The sequence below is a fragment of the Cellulomonas sp. GbtcB1 genome (genome assembly GCF_019091725.1).
GTDB lineage: Bacteria > Actinomycetota > Actinomycetes > Actinomycetales > Cellulomonadaceae > Cellulomonas.
Map to the genome: position 1 here is coordinate 12,593 of NZ_JAGXJG010000041.1, position 17,489 is coordinate 30,081.

General features: G+C 74.4%; 18 protein-coding genes. All 18 read left to right on the plus strand.

What is annotated here, in order from left to right:
• Nucleotides 1-130 precede the first annotated feature (130 nt).
• Nucleotides 131-2,146, plus strand: a complete 2,016-nt coding sequence (thrS, locus tag KVT14_RS14235; protein WP_217616271.1) for a threonine--tRNA ligase — start codon at nt 131-133, stop codon at nt 2,144-2,146.
• 73 nt (nt 2,147-2,219) lie between these two features.
• Nucleotides 2,220-2,759, plus strand: coding sequence for an HIT domain-containing protein (locus KVT14_RS14240; RefSeq protein ID WP_308161082.1), 540 nt, complete (start codon nt 2,220-2,222; stop codon nt 2,757-2,759).
• 7 nt (nt 2,760-2,766) lie between these two features.
• Nucleotides 2,767-3,384 (plus strand): phosphatidylinositol phosphate synthase, encoded by a 618-nt coding sequence (gene pgsA / locus KVT14_RS14245; RefSeq protein WP_217616272.1) that lies wholly within the window; start codon nt 2,767-2,769, stop codon nt 3,382-3,384.
• Nucleotides 3,381-4,370 carry a phosphatidylinositol mannoside acyltransferase gene (locus KVT14_RS14250; RefSeq protein WP_217616273.1) on the plus strand — a complete coding sequence of 330 codons (990 nt, stop codon included), beginning with the start codon at nt 3,381-3,383 and terminating at the stop codon, nt 4,368-4,370. The genes pgsA and KVT14_RS14250 overlap by 4 nt, the downstream gene beginning before the upstream one ends.
• Nucleotides 4,371-4,402: 32 nt before the next feature.
• Nucleotides 4,403-5,593: a glycosyltransferase family 4 protein gene (locus KVT14_RS14255; protein ID WP_217616290.1), complete on the plus strand. Its 1,191-nt coding sequence runs from the start codon at nt 4,403-4,405 to the stop codon at nt 5,591-5,593.
• A complete protein-coding gene (locus tag KVT14_RS14260) occupies nt 5,590-6,222 on the plus strand; it encodes a hypothetical protein (RefSeq protein ID WP_217616274.1) in 633 nt (210 codons plus the stop codon). Before KVT14_RS14255 ends, KVT14_RS14260 begins: the two co-directional genes overlap by 4 nt.
• A gap of 131 nt (nt 6,223-6,353) precedes the next feature.
• Complete coding sequence (pdxS, locus tag KVT14_RS14265; protein ID WP_217616275.1) at nt 6,354-7,277, plus strand: pyridoxal 5'-phosphate synthase lyase subunit PdxS; 924 nt, start codon at nt 6,354-6,356, stop codon at nt 7,275-7,277.
• Between the two features lie 107 nt (nt 7,278-7,384).
• Nucleotides 7,385-7,903 (plus strand): NUDIX domain-containing protein, encoded by a 519-nt coding sequence (locus KVT14_RS14270; RefSeq protein WP_308161083.1) that lies wholly within the window; start codon nt 7,385-7,387, stop codon nt 7,901-7,903.
• A 49-nt stretch (nt 7,904-7,952) separates the two neighbouring features.
• Nucleotides 7,953-9,167 (plus strand): pyridoxal phosphate-dependent aminotransferase, encoded by a 1,215-nt coding sequence (locus tag KVT14_RS14275; RefSeq protein WP_308161081.1) that lies wholly within the window; start codon nt 7,953-7,955, stop codon nt 9,165-9,167.
• Nucleotides 9,168-9,176: 9 nt separating this feature from the next.
• Nucleotides 9,177-9,794, plus strand: coding sequence for a pyridoxal 5'-phosphate synthase glutaminase subunit PdxT (gene pdxT / locus KVT14_RS14280; protein ID WP_147793653.1), 618 nt, complete (start codon nt 9,177-9,179; stop codon nt 9,792-9,794).
• Between the two features lie 85 nt (nt 9,795-9,879).
• On the plus strand, nt 9,880-10,635 hold the full coding sequence (locus KVT14_RS14285; protein ID WP_147793652.1) for a YebC/PmpR family DNA-binding transcriptional regulator: 756 nt from the start codon (nt 9,880-9,882) through the stop codon (nt 10,633-10,635).
• A gap of 179 nt (nt 10,636-10,814) precedes the next feature.
• The gene (gene ruvC / locus KVT14_RS14290) at nt 10,815-11,387 is read left to right on the plus strand and encodes a crossover junction endodeoxyribonuclease RuvC (protein WP_217616276.1); all 573 of its coding nucleotides are present in this window, start codon (nt 10,815-10,817) and stop codon (nt 11,385-11,387) included.
• Between the two features lie 196 nt (nt 11,388-11,583).
• Nucleotides 11,584-12,204, plus strand: coding sequence for a Holliday junction branch migration protein RuvA (ruvA, locus tag KVT14_RS14295; protein ID WP_217616277.1), 621 nt, complete (start codon nt 11,584-11,586; stop codon nt 12,202-12,204).
• A gap of 16 nt (nt 12,205-12,220) precedes the next feature.
• Entirely contained in the window at nt 12,221-13,252 is a 1,032-nt protein-coding gene (gene ruvB / locus KVT14_RS14300) for a Holliday junction branch migration DNA helicase RuvB (protein ID WP_147796816.1), read from the plus strand.
• A 132-nt stretch (nt 13,253-13,384) separates the two neighbouring features.
• Nucleotides 13,385-13,807: a preprotein translocase subunit YajC gene (gene yajC / locus KVT14_RS14305; protein WP_217616278.1), complete on the plus strand. Its 423-nt coding sequence runs from the start codon at nt 13,385-13,387 to the stop codon at nt 13,805-13,807.
• Between the two features lie 101 nt (nt 13,808-13,908).
• Nucleotides 13,909-15,777, plus strand: coding sequence for a protein translocase subunit SecD (gene secD / locus KVT14_RS14310; RefSeq protein ID WP_217616279.1), 1,869 nt, complete (start codon nt 13,909-13,911; stop codon nt 15,775-15,777).
• A complete protein-coding gene (gene secF, locus KVT14_RS14315; RefSeq protein ID WP_217616280.1) occupies nt 15,777-16,883 on the plus strand; it encodes a protein translocase subunit SecF in 1,107 nt (368 codons plus the stop codon). Before secD ends, secF begins: the two co-directional genes overlap by 1 nt.
• Nucleotides 16,880-17,449 (plus strand): adenine phosphoribosyltransferase, encoded by a 570-nt coding sequence (locus KVT14_RS14320; RefSeq protein ID WP_147793646.1) that lies wholly within the window; start codon nt 16,880-16,882, stop codon nt 17,447-17,449. Before secF ends, KVT14_RS14320 begins: the two co-directional genes overlap by 4 nt.
• The last annotated feature ends 40 nt before the right edge of the window (nt 17,450-17,489 follow it).

A 17,489-nucleotide genomic window follows, 5' to 3' on the forward strand; every position in this document is an offset into this window, starting at 1 on the left:
CTCGAAGGCCCCGGTCCCGCAGCGGACCGGGGCCTTCGTCGTGCCGCGACCACGCCACCGGGTGACCGGTCGGTAGCATCGACCCGGACCCCGCGCGCGAGGCGCGGGCCCGACCGGAGGAGACCCCGCAGTGTCCGAGCTCATCACCCTCACCGTCGACGGCACCAGCACCACGGCCGAGGCGGGGACCACGGGCACGGACCTGTTCGCCGCTCGCCGCGACGTGGTCGTCGTGCGGGTGGACGGGGACCTGTGGGACCTGTCCCGCCCGCTGCCCGACGGGGCGGTCGTCGAGGCCGTCACGGTCGACTCGCCGGACGGCCTGGCCGTGCTGCGCCACTCGGCGGCCCACGTGCTCGCGCAGGCGGTGCAGGAGGTCAACCCGAAGGCGAAGCTCGGCATCGGCCCGCCGGTGACCGACGGCTTCTACTACGACTTCGACGTCGAGGACCCGTTCACCCCCGAGGACCTGAAGGCCCTCGAGAAGGTCATGTCCCGGATCGTCAAGGAGAACCAGACCTTCCGCCGGGTCGAGGTCACGGACGACGAGGCGCGCGCGCTGGCCGCCGACGAGCCGTACAAGCTCGAGCTGATCGGCCTCAAGTCCACCGCCGAGACGGCGGGGGAGGGCGCGTCGGTCGAGGTCGGCGCCGGCGGCCTGACCTACTACCAGAACGTGCGCGGCGCGGGCCGGGAGACCGAGACGGTCGTCTGGCAGGACCTGTGCCGCGGCCCGCACGTGCCCAGCACCAAGGTGCTCGGCAACGGCTTCCAGCTGACCCGCTCGGCCGCCGCGTACTGGCGGGGGAGCGAGAAGAACCCGCAGCTGCAGCGGATCTACGGCACGGCGTGGCCGACCAAGGACGAGCTCAAGGCGTACCTGGAGCGCGTGGCCGAGGCCGAGCGCCGCGACCACCGCCGGCTGGGCACCGAGCTCGACCTGTTCTCGTTCCCGGACGAGATCGGCTCCGGCCTGGCGGTGTTCCACCCCAAGGGCGGCATCATCCGGATGGAGATGGAGGAGTACAGCCGGCGCAAGCACGTCGAGGCGGGCTACTCGTTCGTCAACTCGCCGCACATCACCAAGCAGCAGCTGTTCGAGATCTCGGGCCACCTGGACTGGTACGCGGACGGGATGTACCCGCCGATGCAGCTGGACGAGGAGCGGGACGCCGAGGGCAACATCAAGCGCGCGGGGCAGAACTACTACCTCAAGCCGATGAACTGCCCGATGCACAACCTGATCTTCGACTCCCGGGGTCGGTCGTACCGCGAGCTGCCGCTGCGGCTGTTCGAGTTCGGCACGGTGTACCGGTACGAGAAGTCCGGCGTGGTGCACGGCCTGACCCGCGCCCGCGGCTTCACGCAGGACGACGCGCACATCTACTGCACCCGCGAGCAGATGAAGGGCGAGCTGACCAGCCTGCTCACCTTCGTCCTCGACCTGCTCAAGGACTACGGCCTGGACGACTTCTACCTGGAGCTGTCCACCCGGAACCCGGAGAAGTCGGTCGGCGAGGACGCGGCCTGGGAGGAGGCGACCGAGACGCTGCGCCAGGTCGCGACCGAGTCCGGCCTCGAGCTGGTCCCGGACCCGGGCGGCGCCGCGTTCTACGGCCCGAAGATCTCCGTCCAGGCGAAGGACGCGATCGGCCGCACCTGGCAGATGTCGACGATCCAGCTCGACTTCAACCTGCCCGAGCGGTTCGACCTGGAGTACACCGCCGCCGACGGCACCCGGCAGCGCCCGGTGATGATCCACCGCGCGCTGTTCGGCTCGATCGAGCGGTTCTTCGCGGTGCTCACCGAGCACTACGCGGGCGCGTTCCCGGCCTGGCTCGCACCCGTCCAGGTGCTCGCGGTGCCGGTGGCCGAGCCGTTCGAGCCGTACCTCGAGGACGTCGTGGCCCAGCTGCGCGCCCAGGGCATCCGCGCCGAGCTCGACCGGTCCAGCGACCGGTTCGGCAAGAAGATCCGCAACGCCAGCACGCAGAAGATCCCGTTCGTGCTCATCGCGGGCGGGGAGGACGCCGAGGCGGGTGCGGTGTCGTTCCGGTACCGGGACGGCCGCCAGGAGAACGGCGTGCCGGTGGCGGAGGCCGTGCAGCGCGTCGTGGCCGCGGTGCGCGAGCACGCGCAGGTCTGACGCGGTGACCGAGCACGACGACGCGCGGCCCCCGGGGGCGGCGGCGCCCGAGGACGGCGCCGCTCTCCCGGGCGTGCCCGACGGCTTCGGCCGGCTGTGGACCCCGCACCGGATGGCGTACATCGGCGGGGAGAACAAGCCGGCCGACGGCTCCGCGGGGGACGGCTGCCCGTTCTGCCGCATCCCCGTGCTGTCCGACGAGGACGGCCTGGTCGTCGCGCGCGGCGCGGTCGCCTACGTCGTGCTCAACCTCTACCCGTACAACGGCGGCCACGTCCTGGTGGTCCCGTACCGGCACGTGGCCGACTACACCGACCTCACGCCGGACGAGGTCGCCGAGGTCGCGGAGCTGACCCGCACCGCGATGCGCGTGCTGCGCGAGGTCAGCGGCCCGCACGGCTTCAACCTGGGCATGAACCAGGGGGCCGTGGCGGGCGCGGGCATCGCGGCGCACCTGCACCAGCACGTCGTGCCGCGCTGGTCCGGCGACAGCAACTTCCTGCCGATCGTCGGCCGCACCCGGGCGCTGCCGGAGCTGCTGCACGACACCCGGGCGCGCCTCGCGGCGGCCTGGCCCGCGGACCACGTCGCCACCGGCGACCAGAAGGGATGACCGGCCCGTGCTGAACGGACTGCGGGGAGCCATGACGCGGCTCTTCACCCCGGTGGCGGACGCGCTGCTCAAGCGCGGCGTCTCCCCGGACGCCGTGACCATCACCGGCACCGTCGCCGTCGTCGCGGCGGCGCTGTGGCTGTACCCGGCGGGGCACTTCCTGGCGGCGAGCCTGGTGATCGCGCTGTTCGCGCTGACCGACAGCCTGGACGGGGTCATGGCGCGGCGCGCCGGCCGGTCCGGGCCGTGGGGCGCGTTCCTCGACTCGACGCTGGACCGGTTCGGCGACGCGGCGATCTTCTCCGGCCTGGTGCTGTGGTTCGTGCACGGCAGCGACTCGTCCTGGGCGGGCTGGGGCTCGGGCCTGGCGCTGGCGTGCCTGGTGCTCGGCGCGGTCGTGCCGTACGCCCGGGCCCGCGCCGAGGGGCTCGGGATGACCGCCGCGGTGGGCATCGCCGAGCGCGCCGACCGGCTCGCGACGGTGCTGGTCGCGACCGCCCTGGTCGGCGTGGGCGTGCCGGAGCCGGTGCTCGTCGTGGTGCTGGGGCTGCTGGCCGTGGCGTCGCTCGTGACGGTCGTGCAGCGCGTGCTCACGGTCCGGCGCCAGGCGCTGGGGGCGGCGTGAGGCGCCCGCAGGTGGACGTCGCCCGGCTGTTCGCCTTCGCGTGGCGGGTCGTCGGCAAGGTCCCCGACCCGGTGGTGCGCGGCGTCTTCCGGCTGGTCGCCGACGTGGTGTGGCTGCTCCGCGGCGCGGGCGTCCGGCAGCTCGAGGCGAACCTCGGCCGGGTCCGGCCCCAGGCCCGCCCGGACGAGATCCGCCGGCTGAGCCTGCTCGGCATGCGGTCGTACATGCGGTACTACGGCGAGTCGTTCGCGCTGGTCGGCGCGAAGCCGGAGCAGATCGACGCGCGGGTGCGGCTGGTCGACCCGGGTGAGGTCGTCGCGACGATGAACGAGGGCCGCATGGTCGTCATGGCGCTGGGCCACCTGGGCAACTGGGACCTCGCCGGCGCGTGGGCCACCCGGAACCTCGGGCGCACGGTGACCGTCGCCGAGCGGCTGAAGCCGGAGGCGCTGTTCCAGGAGTTCCTCGCGTTCCGGGAGGGCATCGGGCTGGAGATCATCCCGCTCTCGGACGGCGGCGCGGGCGGCGGCGTGTTCCGCGAGCTGGTCCGCACCGCCCGGCAGCCCAGCCCGGGTCTCATCCCGCTGCTCGCGGACCGGGACCTGACCGCCCGCGGCGTCGAGGTCGACCTGTTCGGCGAGCGCGCGCGGGTCGCCGCGGGCCCGGCCGCCCTGGCCGTGGCGACGGGCGCGCCGCTGTGCGCCACCACGATCACCTACGAGCGGCTCACCGGCGCGCGCCGCCGGGCCGCCGGGACCGCGTGGGGCGTCGTCATCGAGTTCGGCCGCCTGCTGACGGTCCCGGACGACGTGCCGAAGGCCGACCGCGTCGCCGTGCTCACCCAGGCGTGGGTCGACGACCTCGGCCGCGGCATCGCCCGCACCCCGCAGGACTGGCACATGCTGCAGAAGGTGTTCGTGGCCGACCTCGACCCCGAGCGGTACGCGCGGACCCTCGCGGCGGAGGCCGGGGGAGCCGCCCGGTGATCGCCGGCCTGCCCCCGGGCCCGTCCCGGCCGCTGCGGGTCGGCATCGTCTGCCCGTACTCCTTCGACGTGCCCGGCGGCGTGCAGTTCCACGTCCGGGACCTCGCCGAGGCGCTGATCGGCCGCGGGCACAGCGTGTCCGTGCTGGCCCCCGCCGACGACGAGACCCCGATCCCGGACTACATGACGTCCGCGGGGAAGGCGGTGCCGGTCCGGTACAACGGCTCGGTCGCCCGGCTGGCGTTCGGCCCGCTCACCGCCGCGAAGGTGCGCCGCTGGCTGGAGGCGGGCCAGTTCGACGTGCTGCACCTGCACGAGCCGGCCACGCCGTCGCTGAGCATGCTCGCGCTGTGGATCGCGGACGGCCCCGTCGTCGCGACGTTCCACTCGTCGCTGGTGCGGTCCCGCTCGCTGCAGATCGCCTACCCGCTGGTGCGGCAGTCGCTGGAGAAGATCGGCGCCCGGATCGCCGTGTCCGAGGACGCGCGCCGCACCCTGGTCGAGCACCTGGGCGGCGACGCCGTGGTGATCCCGAACGGCGTGTTCGTGGACGCGTTCTCCGGGGCGCCGACCGACGAGCGCTGGGTCGGCACCCCCGAGGCGCCGACCGTCGTGTTCCTGGGCCGGCTGGACGAGCCCCGCAAGGGCCTGCCCGTGCTGCTCGGCGCCGTGCCGGAGGTGCGCCGGGCGTTCCCGGGCGCGCGGTTCCTGGTCGCCGGCCGCGGCGACACCGGCCCCGAGGAGGTCCGCGAGCTGATCGGCGACGACGCCGACGCGGTGGAGTTCCTGGGCGGGATCAGCGACGAGGACAAGGCCCGCCTGCTGGCGTCGGCGGACGTGTACTGCGCGCCGCAGACCGGCGGGGAGTCGTTCGGCATCGTGCTGGTCGAGGCGATGAGCGCCGGCACCGCGGTGCTGGCGTCCGACCTCGGCGCGTTCCGGCGGGTGCTGGACGACGGCGAGGCCGGCGCGCTGTTCCGCACCGGCGACTCGGCCGACCTCGCGCGGGTGCTGGTCGGGCTGCTCGGCGACGCCGAGGGGCGGGCGCGGATCGCCGCCGCGGGGGAGACCGCGGTGGCGCGGTACGACTGGTCGACGGTGACGCACCAGGTGCTCACGGTGTACGAGATGGCGGTCGAGGGCAGCGCCGCGCCCGTGGGCGAGGACCCCACCTCGCGGCGCGGGGCCCGGACGGCGCTGCGGCGGCTGCGGGGTGACGAATGAGCTGGTCGGAGACCGCTGTCCTCGTGGTCGGCGTGCTCCTCGTCGTGCTCTGGTGGTCCTGGGTGGCGGCGTCGCGCATCGACCGGCTGCACCGCAAGGTCGCCGCGTCCCGCGCCGTCGTGGACACCCAGCTGCTCCGCCGGGCGTCGGCGGCGTCCACCCTGGCCGCGTCGGGCGTGCTCGACCCGGTCAGCTCGGTGCTGGTCGGCGAGGCGTCCTGGGCGTCGATCGCCGCCGGCAGCCCGCAGACGCAGGGCATGGCGCGGCTGCCGGCCGAGCTGCGCGGGCCCGAGCAGGTCGACCCCGCCACGGCCGACCGCGGGCTGGTCGAGTCCGAGCTGTCCGCGACGCTGCGCGAGGCGCTGGACGACCCCGAGGAGGTCGCCGCCCTGCGCGAGGAGCCCGGCGCGGCCGAGCTGATCGACGCGCTCGGCGACGCCTGGTACCGGGTGCAGCTCGCGCGCCGGTTCCACAACGAGGCCGTGGCCCAGGCGCAGCGGATGCGCCGCGGCTGGGCGGTCCGCACGCTCCGGCTCGCCGGGCGCGCGCCGATGCCGCAGACGCTCGAGCTGGACGACGCGTGGCCCGCCGCGCTCGGCCGGCCCGGGCAGCCGCCGGCCGCCGCCTGACGGCCGGCACCGGTCGCGCCGCCGGTCGCCCCGGCGCCCGCGCGCGCCCCGTGGACGCCCGCCCGCCGCACCGCCCGGCGCGACTACGATGGGACCCGGAAACTCCCCTGAGCCGAACTGCGAGGACCTCCGTGACCACCGACACCAGCCAGCCCGCCACCGGCACCGACGTCCCCGCGGTGGGCACCGCCCGCGTGAAGCGCGGTATGGCGGAGATGCTCAAGGGCGGCGTGATCATGGACGTCGTCACGGCCGAGCAGGCCAAGATCGCCGAGGACGCCGGCGCGGTCGCCGTCATGGCGCTCGAGCGGGTGCCCGCCGACATCCGCGCCCAGGGCGGCGTCGCGCGCATGAGCGACCCGGACCTCATCGACGGCATCGTCAGCACGGTGTCGATCCCGGTCATGGCGAAGGCCCGCATCGGCCACTTCGTCGAGGCGCAGGTGCTGCAGAGCCTCGGCGTGGACTACGTCGACGAGTCCGAGGTGCTCACCCCGGCCGACTACGCGCACCACATCGACAAGTGGCAGTTCACCGTGCCGTTCGTCTGCGGCGCGACCAACCTGGGCGAGGCGCTGCGCCGCATCACCGAGGGTGCGGCGATGATCCGCTCCAAGGGCGAGGCCGGCACCGGCGACGTGTCGAACGCGACCACCCACATGCGGACCATCCGCGACGAGATCCGCCGGCTGTCCTCGCTGCCCGAGGACGAGCTGTTCCTCGCCGCCAAGGAGCTGCAGGCGCCGTACGACCTCGTGGTCGAGGTGGCCCGCGCCGGCAAGCTGCCGGTCGTGCTGTTCACCGCGGGCGGCATCGCCACCCCCGCCGACGCGGCGATGATGCGCCAGCTCGGCGCCGAGGGCGTGTTCGTCGGCTCCGGCATCTTCAAGTCGGGCAACCCGGCGCAGCGCGCCGCGGCGATCGTCAAGGCCACCACCTTCTACGACGACCCGGACGTCATCGCGAAGGTCTCCCGCGGCCTGGGCGAGGCGATGGTCGGCATCAACGTGGACGACGTCCCGGTGCCGCACCGCCTGGCCGAGCGCGGCTGGTGACCCACCCCGTGCCGACCGACGGCCCGTCGACCCCCGCGGGGGCCGGCGGGCCGTCGCCGTCGGGGGCGCCGGCGGCGACCACCGGGTCCTCGCTCGGCGCCGACTGGGTGCTGGGCGAGGACGGCCTGCGGTTCCGCCGGGCCGCGCGCGTGCTGCTGGTCGACGCCGAGGACCGGCTGCTGCTGGTCCGCGGGCACGACGTCGACCAGCCCGAGCGGTCCTGGTGGTTCACCGTCGGCGGCGGGATCGACCCGGGGGAGTCCGCGCGCGAGGCGGCGGTGCGCGAGGTCCGGGAGGAGACCGGCCTGCTGCTGGACGACGCCGCGCTCGTGGGCCCGGTGCTCACCCGGTCCGCGCTGTTCGACTTCTACGCCGAGCACTGCCGCCAGGACGAGGAGTTCTTCCTGGCGCGGGTCGCCGACGCGGTGGACACCGCGACGATCGCGCGCGACGGCTGGACCGAGGTCGAGCTGGACGTGCTGGACGAGCTGCGCTGGTGGCACCTGGACGAGCTGGCCGCCGAGACGCGCGAGGTGTTCCCCGAGGGGCTGCCGGACCTCGTCCGGCCGCTGCTGGCGGGCTGGGACGGGTCCGTGCGGCACCTCGGCCTGCAGCGCGACGACTGACGTTACCGGGGAGTAACGTCCGGGCCTGGTTCTCGGCTAGGGTCGGCCGGTGCCCATCTCGACCTCGCCCGTGACCCGCATGCACCGCAGCGGCATCCGCACCCTCATGGAGCTCGCCATGCGCGACCCGGAGGCGATCCGCCTGGAGATTGGCGAGCCCGACGTGCCGACGCCCGCGCACGTCGTCGCCGCGGCGGGCCGGGACGCCGCCGCGGGGCACACCGCGTACACGTCGAGCACCGGCACCCCCGAGCTGCGGGCCGCGCTGGCCGAGAAGGTGCGCCGGGTCAACGGCCTCGACGTCACCGCCTCGGACGTGGTCGTGACGCACGGCGCGATGCACGGGCTGGCCATGGCGATCAACGCGCTCGCCGGCCCGGGGGACCAGGTGCTGCTGCCCGACCCCGAGTTCCCGAACTGGCGGATGGCCGCCGTGGCCGCCGGGGTCGACGTCGCGACCTACCCGGCGCACGCCGCGAACGGCTTCGTGCCGACCCTCGAGGACATCGCCGCGGCGATCACGCCCGCCACGCGGGTGATCGTCGTCTGCTCGCCGAACAACCCCACCGGCGCGATGTACCCGCCGGAGCTGCTGGCCGGCGTCGTCGAGCTGGCCCGCGAGCGGGACCTGTGGGTGTTCTCGGACGAGTGCTACGAGGCGATCACCTTCGACCGCCCGCACGCCAGCCCCGCCGCCTTCGACACCGACGGCCGGGTGCTCACGTTCTTCAGCTTCTCCAAGACGTACGCGATGACCGGCTGGCGGCTCGGCTACGTCGTGTCCCGCGACCCGGGCGTGATCGACCTGCTCGGCCAGGTCGCCGAGGCGACCGTCGCCTGCCCGTCCTCGGTCAGCCAGCGGGCCGCGCTCGCCGCGCTGACCGGCCCGCAGGACGACGTGACCGCGGCGGTCGACTCGTACCGGGAGCGGCGCGACGCCGCGGTCGCGCTGCTGGACGCGCGCGCCATCCCGTCCGTGCGGCCGCAGGGCGCGTTCTACCTCATGGTCGACGTGTCGGCCGCGATGCGGGACTCCGAGGCGTTCGCGCTGCGGCTGCTCGCCGACCGGCACGTGTCGGTGTCCCCGGGGTCGGCGTTCGGGCCGGGCGGCGAGGGCATGGTGCGGGTGTCGCTGGCCGCCGAGCGCGGCGCGCTGCTCGAGGGCCTGTCCCGGCTCGCCGACGCGGTGGCCGACTGGTCCCGCACGGGTGCGGCGGCCGCGGCCGTCGGCGGCGGTGCGCTGGCCGGCGTCGCCGATTCGTAGGATGTGCGGGTGACCGCCACCCCCACCATCGGTGTCCTGGCCCTGCAGGGCGACGTCCGCGAGCACCTCGCCGCGCTGCGCGCGACCGGGGCCGAGGCCGTCCCGGTGCGCCGCGAGTCCGAGCTCGACGCCGTCGACGGCCTGGTGCTGCCCGGCGGCGAGTCGACGACGATCGACAAGCTGCTGCGCGCGTTCGACCTCGACGTGCCCGTGCGGAAGCGGCTCGAGGCAGGCATGCCCGCCTACGGGTCGTGCGCCGGGATGATCCTGCTCGCCGACCGGATCGTCGGCGGCATCGACGGGCAGCGCACCCTGGGCGGGCTCGACGTCACCGTGCGCCGCAACGCGTTCGGGCGCCAGGTCGACTCGTTCGAGACCGACCTGACCATCGACGGCGTCCCGGACAGCGCGGCGGACCCGGTGCACGCCGTGTTCATCCGCGCGCCCTGGGTCGACGAGGTCGGCCCGGCCGCGACCGCGCTCGCCCGCGTGGAGTCGGGGCCCGCCGCCGGTAGGATCGTCGCGGTGCGCCAGGGCTCGTTGCTCGCCACGTCCTTCCACCCGGAGGTGACGGGGGACACGCGGGTGCACCGGCTGTTCGTCGAGATCGTCCGCGACGCCCTGTGAGAGCGGGGGCGCGCTCCGCTGCCGGAGCGCGCCGCACCGCCGGCCCGGGCAGCGCCGGGGCGGCGCGGGAAACGAGAGGGAAGCGATGTCGGGTCACTCCAAGTGGGCCACCACCAAGCACAAGAAGGCCGTGATCGACGCGAAGCGCGGCAAGCTCTTCGCGAAGCTGATCAAGAACATCGAGGTCGCCGCGCGCACCGGCGGTGGTGACCCCGCGGGCAACCCGACGCTGTTCGACGCCATCCAGAAGGCCAAGAAGACCTCGGTCCCCAACGACAACATCGAGCGTGCCGTCAAGCGCGGCTCGGGTGCCGAGGCCGGCGGCGCGGACTACCAGACGATCCTCTACGAGGGCTACGGCCCCGGCGGCGTCGCGTTCCTGGTCGAGTGCCTCACCGACAACCGGAACCGCGCGGCGGCCGACGTGCGCGTCGCGTTCACCCGCAGCGGCGGCCAGATGGCCGACCCGGGCTCGGTGGCGTACCTGTTCTCGCGCAAGGGCGTCGTCATGGTCCCCAAGGAGGGCACCACCGAGGACGACGTCATGCTGACCGTGCTCGACGCGGGCGCCGAGGAGGTCAACGACGCGGGCGAGGCCTTCGAGGTGCTCTCCGAGGCCACGGACCTCGTCAAGGTGCGCACGGCGCTGCAGGAGGCCGGCATCGAGTACGACTCGGCCGACGTCGTGTTCTACCCGGCCACGCAGATCGAGGTGGACGCCGAGGGCGCCCGCAAGATCCTGCGGCTGATCGACGCGCTCGAGGACTCGGACGACGTGCAGAACGTCTACGCGAACTTCGACGCCTCCGACGAGGTCATGGCGGAGCTCGAGGACGACTGACGTCCCCTCGGCCGCTGCCGCACCGACGACGCCCCGCCCCGGACCCCCGGGCGCGGGGCGTCGTCGCGTCCGGGCGGTGGTCGCCTGGCGCGGGCTGGAGATGAGTGGAGCGTTGTGCCGAGACACGCCGGGCGTGTCGGGCAGAACGCTCCACTGAACAGGGCTGCGAGGATGGGGGCGTGCGCGTACTCGGTGTGGACCCCGGACTCACCCGCTGCGGGCTGGGCGTGGTCGACGGGCTGCCCGGCCGGAAGGTGCGGATGGTGGCCGTCGGGGTCGCGCAGAGCGCGCCGGCCGCCGACATCGACCAGCGGCTGCTCGTCATCGCCGCGACCATCGACGAGTGGCTCGAGGAGCACGCCCCCGACGCGCTGGCGGTCGAGCGGGTGTTCGCGCAGCACAACGTCAGCACCGTGATGGGCACCGCCCAGGTCGCCGGCATCGCGATGCTCGCGGCGGCGCGCCGGAAGATCCCGGTCGCGATGCACACGCCGTCCGAGGTGAAGGCCGCCGTCACGGGCAGCGGCCGGGCCGCGAAGCCGCAGGTGCAGTCGATGGTGCAGCGGCTGCTGTCCCTCGACGAGCTGCCGCGGCCCGCCGACGCCGCCGACGCGCTCGCCCTGGCGATCTGCCACCTGTGGCGCCCGGCCGGCGCGGTCGGCGCCCCGCAGCGCGCCCCGGGCTCGATGACCGCCGCGCAGCGCGCGTGGGCCCAGGCCGAGCAGGCGGCCCGCCGGGTCCCGTCGCGCTGACCCCGACCCGCAGCTCGGGTGGAGCGTTCTGCCGGGACGCGGCGCGCGTGGGCAGAACGCTCCACCCGTCTCCACCCGGCCGCGCGGACCGCGCCGGCCGCGTGTCGTTCGTACACCTGTTCGCACGCGTGGCAGACTGCACGGCGGGCGCCCGGCCACGCCGGTCCCGCGCCCGCCGCGACTGGGAGGAGCCGGAGTGATCGCCTCGGTGCACGGGACCGTGCAGGCCGTGCGGCTGGACGCCGCCGTCGTGGAGGTCGGCGGCGTCGGCATGCTCGTGCAGGCGACCCCGGCGACGCTCGCGGGCCTGCGGGTCGGGGCGACCGCCACGCTGCACACCTCGCTGGTGGTGCGCGAGGAGTCGCTGACCCTGTTCGGGTTCGCGGACGACGACGAGCGCGAGGTCTTCGAGGTGCTGCAGCAGGTCAGCGGCGTGGGCCCGCGGCTCGCGCTGGCGATGCTCGCGGTGCACACCCCGGACGGGCTGCGCCGCGCGGTCGCCACCGAGGACCTGGCCGCGCTCAAGCGGGTGCCGGGCATCGGGCAGAAGGGCGCGCAGCGGATCGTGCTGGAGCTCGCCGACCGGCTCGGCGCCCCGGCCCCGGTCGCGCTCGCCGGCGGCGGGGCGGCCACGGCCGGGCCGGCCGACCGCCGCGACCAGGTGGTCGACGCGCTCGTGGGCCTGGGCTGGAACCAGAAGGCCGCCGCCGACGCGGTCGCCGCCGTGCTCGACGGCAGCGACGAGCCCGTAGGCGAGGCCGAGGTGGCGGGCGTGCTGCGCGCGGCGCTGCGCACCCTGGGCGGCGGCCGTGGCTGACGAGGTCGACCTCGGCGTGGACGTCGACCCGGCGGACTCGGTCGTGCGCCCCGGCGCCGACGACCTGGAGCGCGCCGCAGAGGCGGCGCTGCGCCCGCGGCACCTCGACGAGTTCGTCGGCCAGAAGGTCGTGCGCGAGCAGCTGTCGCTCGTGCTGCAGGCCGCCCTCGGCCGCGGCCGGGCGCCCGACCACGTGCTGCTGTCCGGCCCGCCCGGGCTCGGCAAGACGACGCTCGCCATGATCATCGCCGCCGAGCTCGGCACCTCGCTGCGCGTCACCAGCGGCCCCGCGATCCAGCACGCCGGCGACCTCGCCGCGATCCTCTCCTCGCTGGAGGAGAACGAGGTGCTGTTCATCGACGAGATCCATCGGCTCGCTCGGCCCGCCGAGGAGCTGCTCTACGTCGCGATGGAGGACTTCCGGGTCGACGTGGTGGTGGGCAAGGGCGCGGGCGCGAGCGCGATCCCGCTGGCGCTGCCGCCGTTCACCGTCGTCGGCGCCACCACGCGCGCCGGTCTGCTCCCGGCGCCGCTGCGCGACCGGTTCGGGTTCACGGGGCATCTGGACTTCTACGCCGACGACGAGCTGGAGCGGGTGCTGGTCCGGTCGGCGGGGCTGCTGGGCGTGCCGCTCGCGCACGAGGCGGCCGCCGAGATCGCCTCCCGGTCCCGCGGCACCCCGCGGATCGCCAACCGGCTGCTGCGCCGGGTGCGCGACTGGGCGCAGGTCCGCGGTGACGGCACGCTCTCGCTCGACGCGGCGCGCGCGGCGCTCGAGGTGTACGAGGTGGACCGGCGCGGGCTCGACCGGCTCGACCGGTCGGTGCTGACGGCGTTGTGCACCCGGTTCGGCGGCGGCCCGGTCGGGCTCACCACGCTGGCCGTGGCGGTGGGCGAGGAGCCGGAGACCGTCGAGACCGTCGCCGAGCCGTTCCTCGTGCGCGAGGGGCTGATCGGCCGGACCCCGCGCGGGCGCGTCGCGACGCCCGAGGCGTGGGCGCACCTGGGGCTGTCCGCGCCGACCCCGGCGGATACGCTGTTCGGCTGAGACCCCCGCGCGCCGCGGCGGCACGAACAGGTCCCGCACAGGGAACCGGCGCGCGCCCGCGGTCGTTAGGAGCCCGGAGCCGTGGCGCCTAGACTGCGGCCGACGTCGTACGCAGTCAGGAGCTGTTTCTTCGTGGACCCGACCTTCCTCATCATCCTCGTCATCGGCCTCGGGGCGATGTGGCTGCTGTCCAGCCGCCAGCGCAAGGCGCAGCGGGAGCAGCTCAGCTTCCGCGACAACCTGCAGCCCGGCCAGCGGGTGATGACCGGCTCGGGCATGTACGGCACGGTCGTCGAGGTCGACGGCGACGAGGTCACCCTCGAGTCGACGCCCGGCCAGCAGTCCGTGTGGATCAAGGCCGCGATCGCGCGCCTCGTCGAGCCGCCGGTGGCCGACGAGGACGAGACCGACGAGGTCGACGGCGACGACGCCGAGTGGCGCGACGAGCCGGGCGCCATCCCGCCGGGCCGGATCGACGTCCCGGACGACCTCTCCTCGCTGCAGCCGCCGCGTGACGACGAGGGCCCCGACAGCACCAAGAAGCCCCAGCAGTAGTCGACCGGGCGTCCCACCTCCGCCGCAGGCGGGGGAGGGACGCCCTTCATCCGCACCGCCCGCCGTCCGCGGGCGGTGCGCGCACGAGAGAAGACGGTCCGTTGGCCCCACCCACACGCCGCCGCCACCCGGCGCGCATCCTGCTCACGCTCGCCGTGATCACGGTCGCCGTGTTCGGCGCGATCTTCGCCGGCACCAAGCTGTCGGACGCGACCTGGACGCCCAAGCTCGCCCTCGACCTCGAGGGCGGCACGCAGCTCATCCTGGCGCCGGTCGCCCAGGACGAGTCCCGCGTCACGTCGGAGACCATCGCCCAGGCGATCGAGGTCATCCGGCAGCGCGTCGACTCGTCCGGCGTGGCCGAGGCGGAGATCAGCTCGCAGGGCGGGTCCAACATCGTCGTGGCCCTCCCGGGCCGCCCGAGCGAGGAGACGCTGGACCTCGTCCGCACCTCCGCGCAGATGGAGTTCCGGCCGGTCCTGACCTACGGCGCGGCGACGCCCACGGCGACCCCGTCGGCCAGCCCCACGGACGGCGCCACGGAGCCCTCGGACCAGCCGACGAAGGCGGCCCCGGACTCCGCGAGCGACGCCGAGTACTACATCACCCCCGCCGTGCAGGCGGAGTACGACGCCCTCGACTGCACCGACCCCGCGAACCTCACGGGCGGCAAGCAGGTCGCGGCCGACGCGGCGATGGTCACCTGCGACCCGGACGGCACCGTCAAGTACATCCTCGGCCCGGTCGAGGTCGAGGGCTCGCACATCGCGAACGCCAGCTCCGGCCTGCAGGTCAGCCAGTCCGGCGCGGTCACCAACAACTGGGCGGTGAACCTGGAGTTCGACCGGACCGGCACCCGCCAGTTCGCGGACGTCACCGAGCGGCTCCAGGGCCTGTCGTCGCCGCAGAACCAGTTCGCGATCGTGCTCGACGGCCTGGTCATCTCGGCCCCGTCGCTCGACCCGGGCGTCATCATCTCGGACGGCAAGGCGGAGATCTCGGGCTCGTTCACCCGGGACTCCGCGACGGCCCTCGCCAACCAGCTGAAGTTCGGCGCGCTGCCTCTGAGCTTCGAGGTGCAGAGCGAGGAGCAGATCTCCGCGACGCTCGGCTCCGAGCAGCTGGAGAAGGGTCTGATCGCCGGCCTCATCGGCCTGATCCTGGTCGTCATCTACTCGCTGTTCCAGTACCGCGCGCTCGGCCTGGTGACGGTCGCGTCGCTGGTCATCGCGGCGGTGCTCACGTACGGCGTGATCACGCTGCTGTCCTGGACCCAGGGGTACCGGCTGTCGCTGCCCGGCGTCGCCGGTCTGATCGTCGCCATCGGCATCACCGCGGACTCGTTCATCGTCTACTTCGAGCGCATCCGCGACGAGCTGCGCGAGGGCCGGACCCTGGTCGCCGCCGTCGACCGCGCGTGGGAGCGCGCGCGCCGCACGATCCTGGCGTCCGACGCGGTGAACTTCCTGGCCGCCGTGGTCCTCTACTTCCTCGCGGTCGGATCGGTGCGCGGCTTCGCGTTCACCCTCGGGCTGACCACGCTGCTCGACCTGCTCATCGTGTTCACGTTCACCCACCCGGTGATGAAGCTGATCGCGAAGACCCGGTTCTTCGGCAGCGGCCACCCGCTGTCCGGCCTCGACCCGCGCCGGCTCGGCGCGCCCGAGTCGACCCGCTACGTCGGCCGCGGCCGCGTGGCGACGGGCCGTCGCGCGGACGCCGACGCCCCGGCGGAGGAGCCCGCCGACCTCGGCGCCCGGACCTCGACGCTGGTCGCGGCCCCGGTCGGCGCGGGCGGCACCATCGCCGAGCGCCGCGCCGCCGCGCGCGCCGCGCAGGCCGAGGCGGAGGCCGGCACCGCAGCGCCCGCCGACGCCGACGACGCCGGGACCACCGGCACCACCGACACCGACGAGGCACCCGACGGCAGCACCCCCGCCGCGCGACGCACCGAGGGGAGCGAGTCCTGATGGCCGTCAACTTCGCCCAGTGGGGCAACGACCTGTACACGGGCCGCCGCTCGTACGACATCGTCGGCCGGCGCCGCACCTGGTTCCTGATCTCCGGGATCCTCGTGCTGCTCTCCGTCGTCCTGCTGTTCAAGCCGGGCCTGCACCCGGGCATCGAGTTCCGCGGCGGCTCGCAGTTCACCGTGTCGAACGTGTCGACCACGGACCAGCAGCCCGCCATCGACGCGGTCACCGAGATCGCGCCGGAGGAGGTGCCGCGCGTCAGCAACGTCGGCTCGTCCACGCTGCGGATCCAGACCTCGGAGCTCACCAACGACCAGGTGACCCAGGTCCGCACGGCGCTCGAGGACGCGTACGGCGTGTCCGACGACGACGTGGCGAGCGCGTTCATCGGCCCGACCTGGGGCGCGGACGTGTCGAAGAAGGCTGCGACCTCGCTGATCGTGTTCCTGGTGCTCGTGAGCATCGTCATGACGGTGTACTTCCGGAACTGGCGCATGGCCGTCGCCGCGATCGTCGCGCTGTTCCACGACATCGTCATCACCGCCGGCGTGTACGCCGCGGTCGGCTGGGAGGTCACGCCGGCGACGGTGATCGGCTTCCTCACGATCCTCGGGTACTCGATCTACGACACCGTCGTGGTGTTCGACAAGGTCCGCGAGAACACCGTCGGCATCACCGACCAGACGCGCGCCACCTACGAGGAGCGCGCGAACCTCGCCGTCAACCAGACGCTGGTCCGCTCGATCAACACCTCGGTCGTGGCGCTGCTGCCGGTCGCGGGCATCCTGTTCATCGGGGCGTTCGTCCTCGGCGCCGGCACGCTGCGCGACATCGCGCTCGCGCTGTTCGTCGGCATGATCGTCGGCGCGTTCTCGTCGATCTTCCTGGCCACGCCGCTCGAGGTGGTGCTCCGCCTGCGCGAGCAGCCCATCCGGGAGCACACCGCGAAGGTGCTGGCCGCCCGCGCGCGGCTCGCCCAGGGCGGACTGGACGAGGACGCGTCCTCGGAGGAGGTCGCGGTCGCGCGGTTCACCGGACAGGTGCGCCCGGGCGGTCACCAGGGAGTCGCGGCGCAGCCGCGCAGGAAGAAGGGCCGGCGATGAGCGGCGTGCAGGACGTGAGCGGGCAGCACCTCGGGCTGACGGGCCAGGCGCTCGTCGACCGGGTCGAGGAGCTCGTGCGCAGCGTCCCCGACTACCCGACGCCGGGCGTGGTGTTCAAGGACATCACCCCGCTGCTCGCGGACGGCCCGGCGTTCGACGCGGTCGTGCGCGAGATGGCCGCCCGCGTCCCGGGCCCGGTCGACCTGGTCGCCGGCATGGAGGCGCGGGGGTTCATCCTCGCGGCGCCGGTCGCCATGGCGCTGGGCGCCGGCTTCCTGCCGGTGCGCAAGGCCGGCAAGCTGCCCGGGCCCACCGCCCGGCGGGACTACGAGCTCGAGTACGGCGCGGCCTCGGTCGAGCTGCACCCGTTCACGGTCCCGGCCGGCTCGCGCGTGCTGGTGGTCGACGACGTGCTCGCCACGGGCGGCACCGCGCAGGCGACCGTCGAGCTGCTGGAGGAGTGCGGGGCCGAGGTCGTGGGCCTGTCCTTCCTCATGGACCTGACGTTCCTGCCCGGGCGGTCGCGGCTCGCGGGGCGGCACGTGGACGCGCTGCTCGCGGTCTGATCCGCCTCCCGGCGCCGCCGTCACCCCCGCGGGCGGCGGC

Bases quoted from the DNA above. Each gene is read 5' to 3' on its own strand.
- KVT14_RS14260 (WP_217616274.1), top strand. From the start codon at position 5,590: ATGAGCTGGTCGGAGACCGCTGTCCTCGTGGTCGGCGTGCTCCTCGTC.
- secF (WP_217616280.1), top strand. From the start codon at position 15,777: ATGGCCGTCAACTTCGCCCAGTGGGGCAACGACCTGTACACGGGCCGC.
- KVT14_RS14320 (WP_147793646.1), top strand. From the start codon at position 16,880: ATGAGCGGCGTGCAGGACGTGAGCGGGCAGCACCTCGGGCTGACGGGC.
- KVT14_RS14285 (WP_147793652.1), top strand. From the start codon at position 9,880: ATGTCGGGTCACTCCAAGTGGGCCACCACCAAGCACAAGAAGGCCGTG.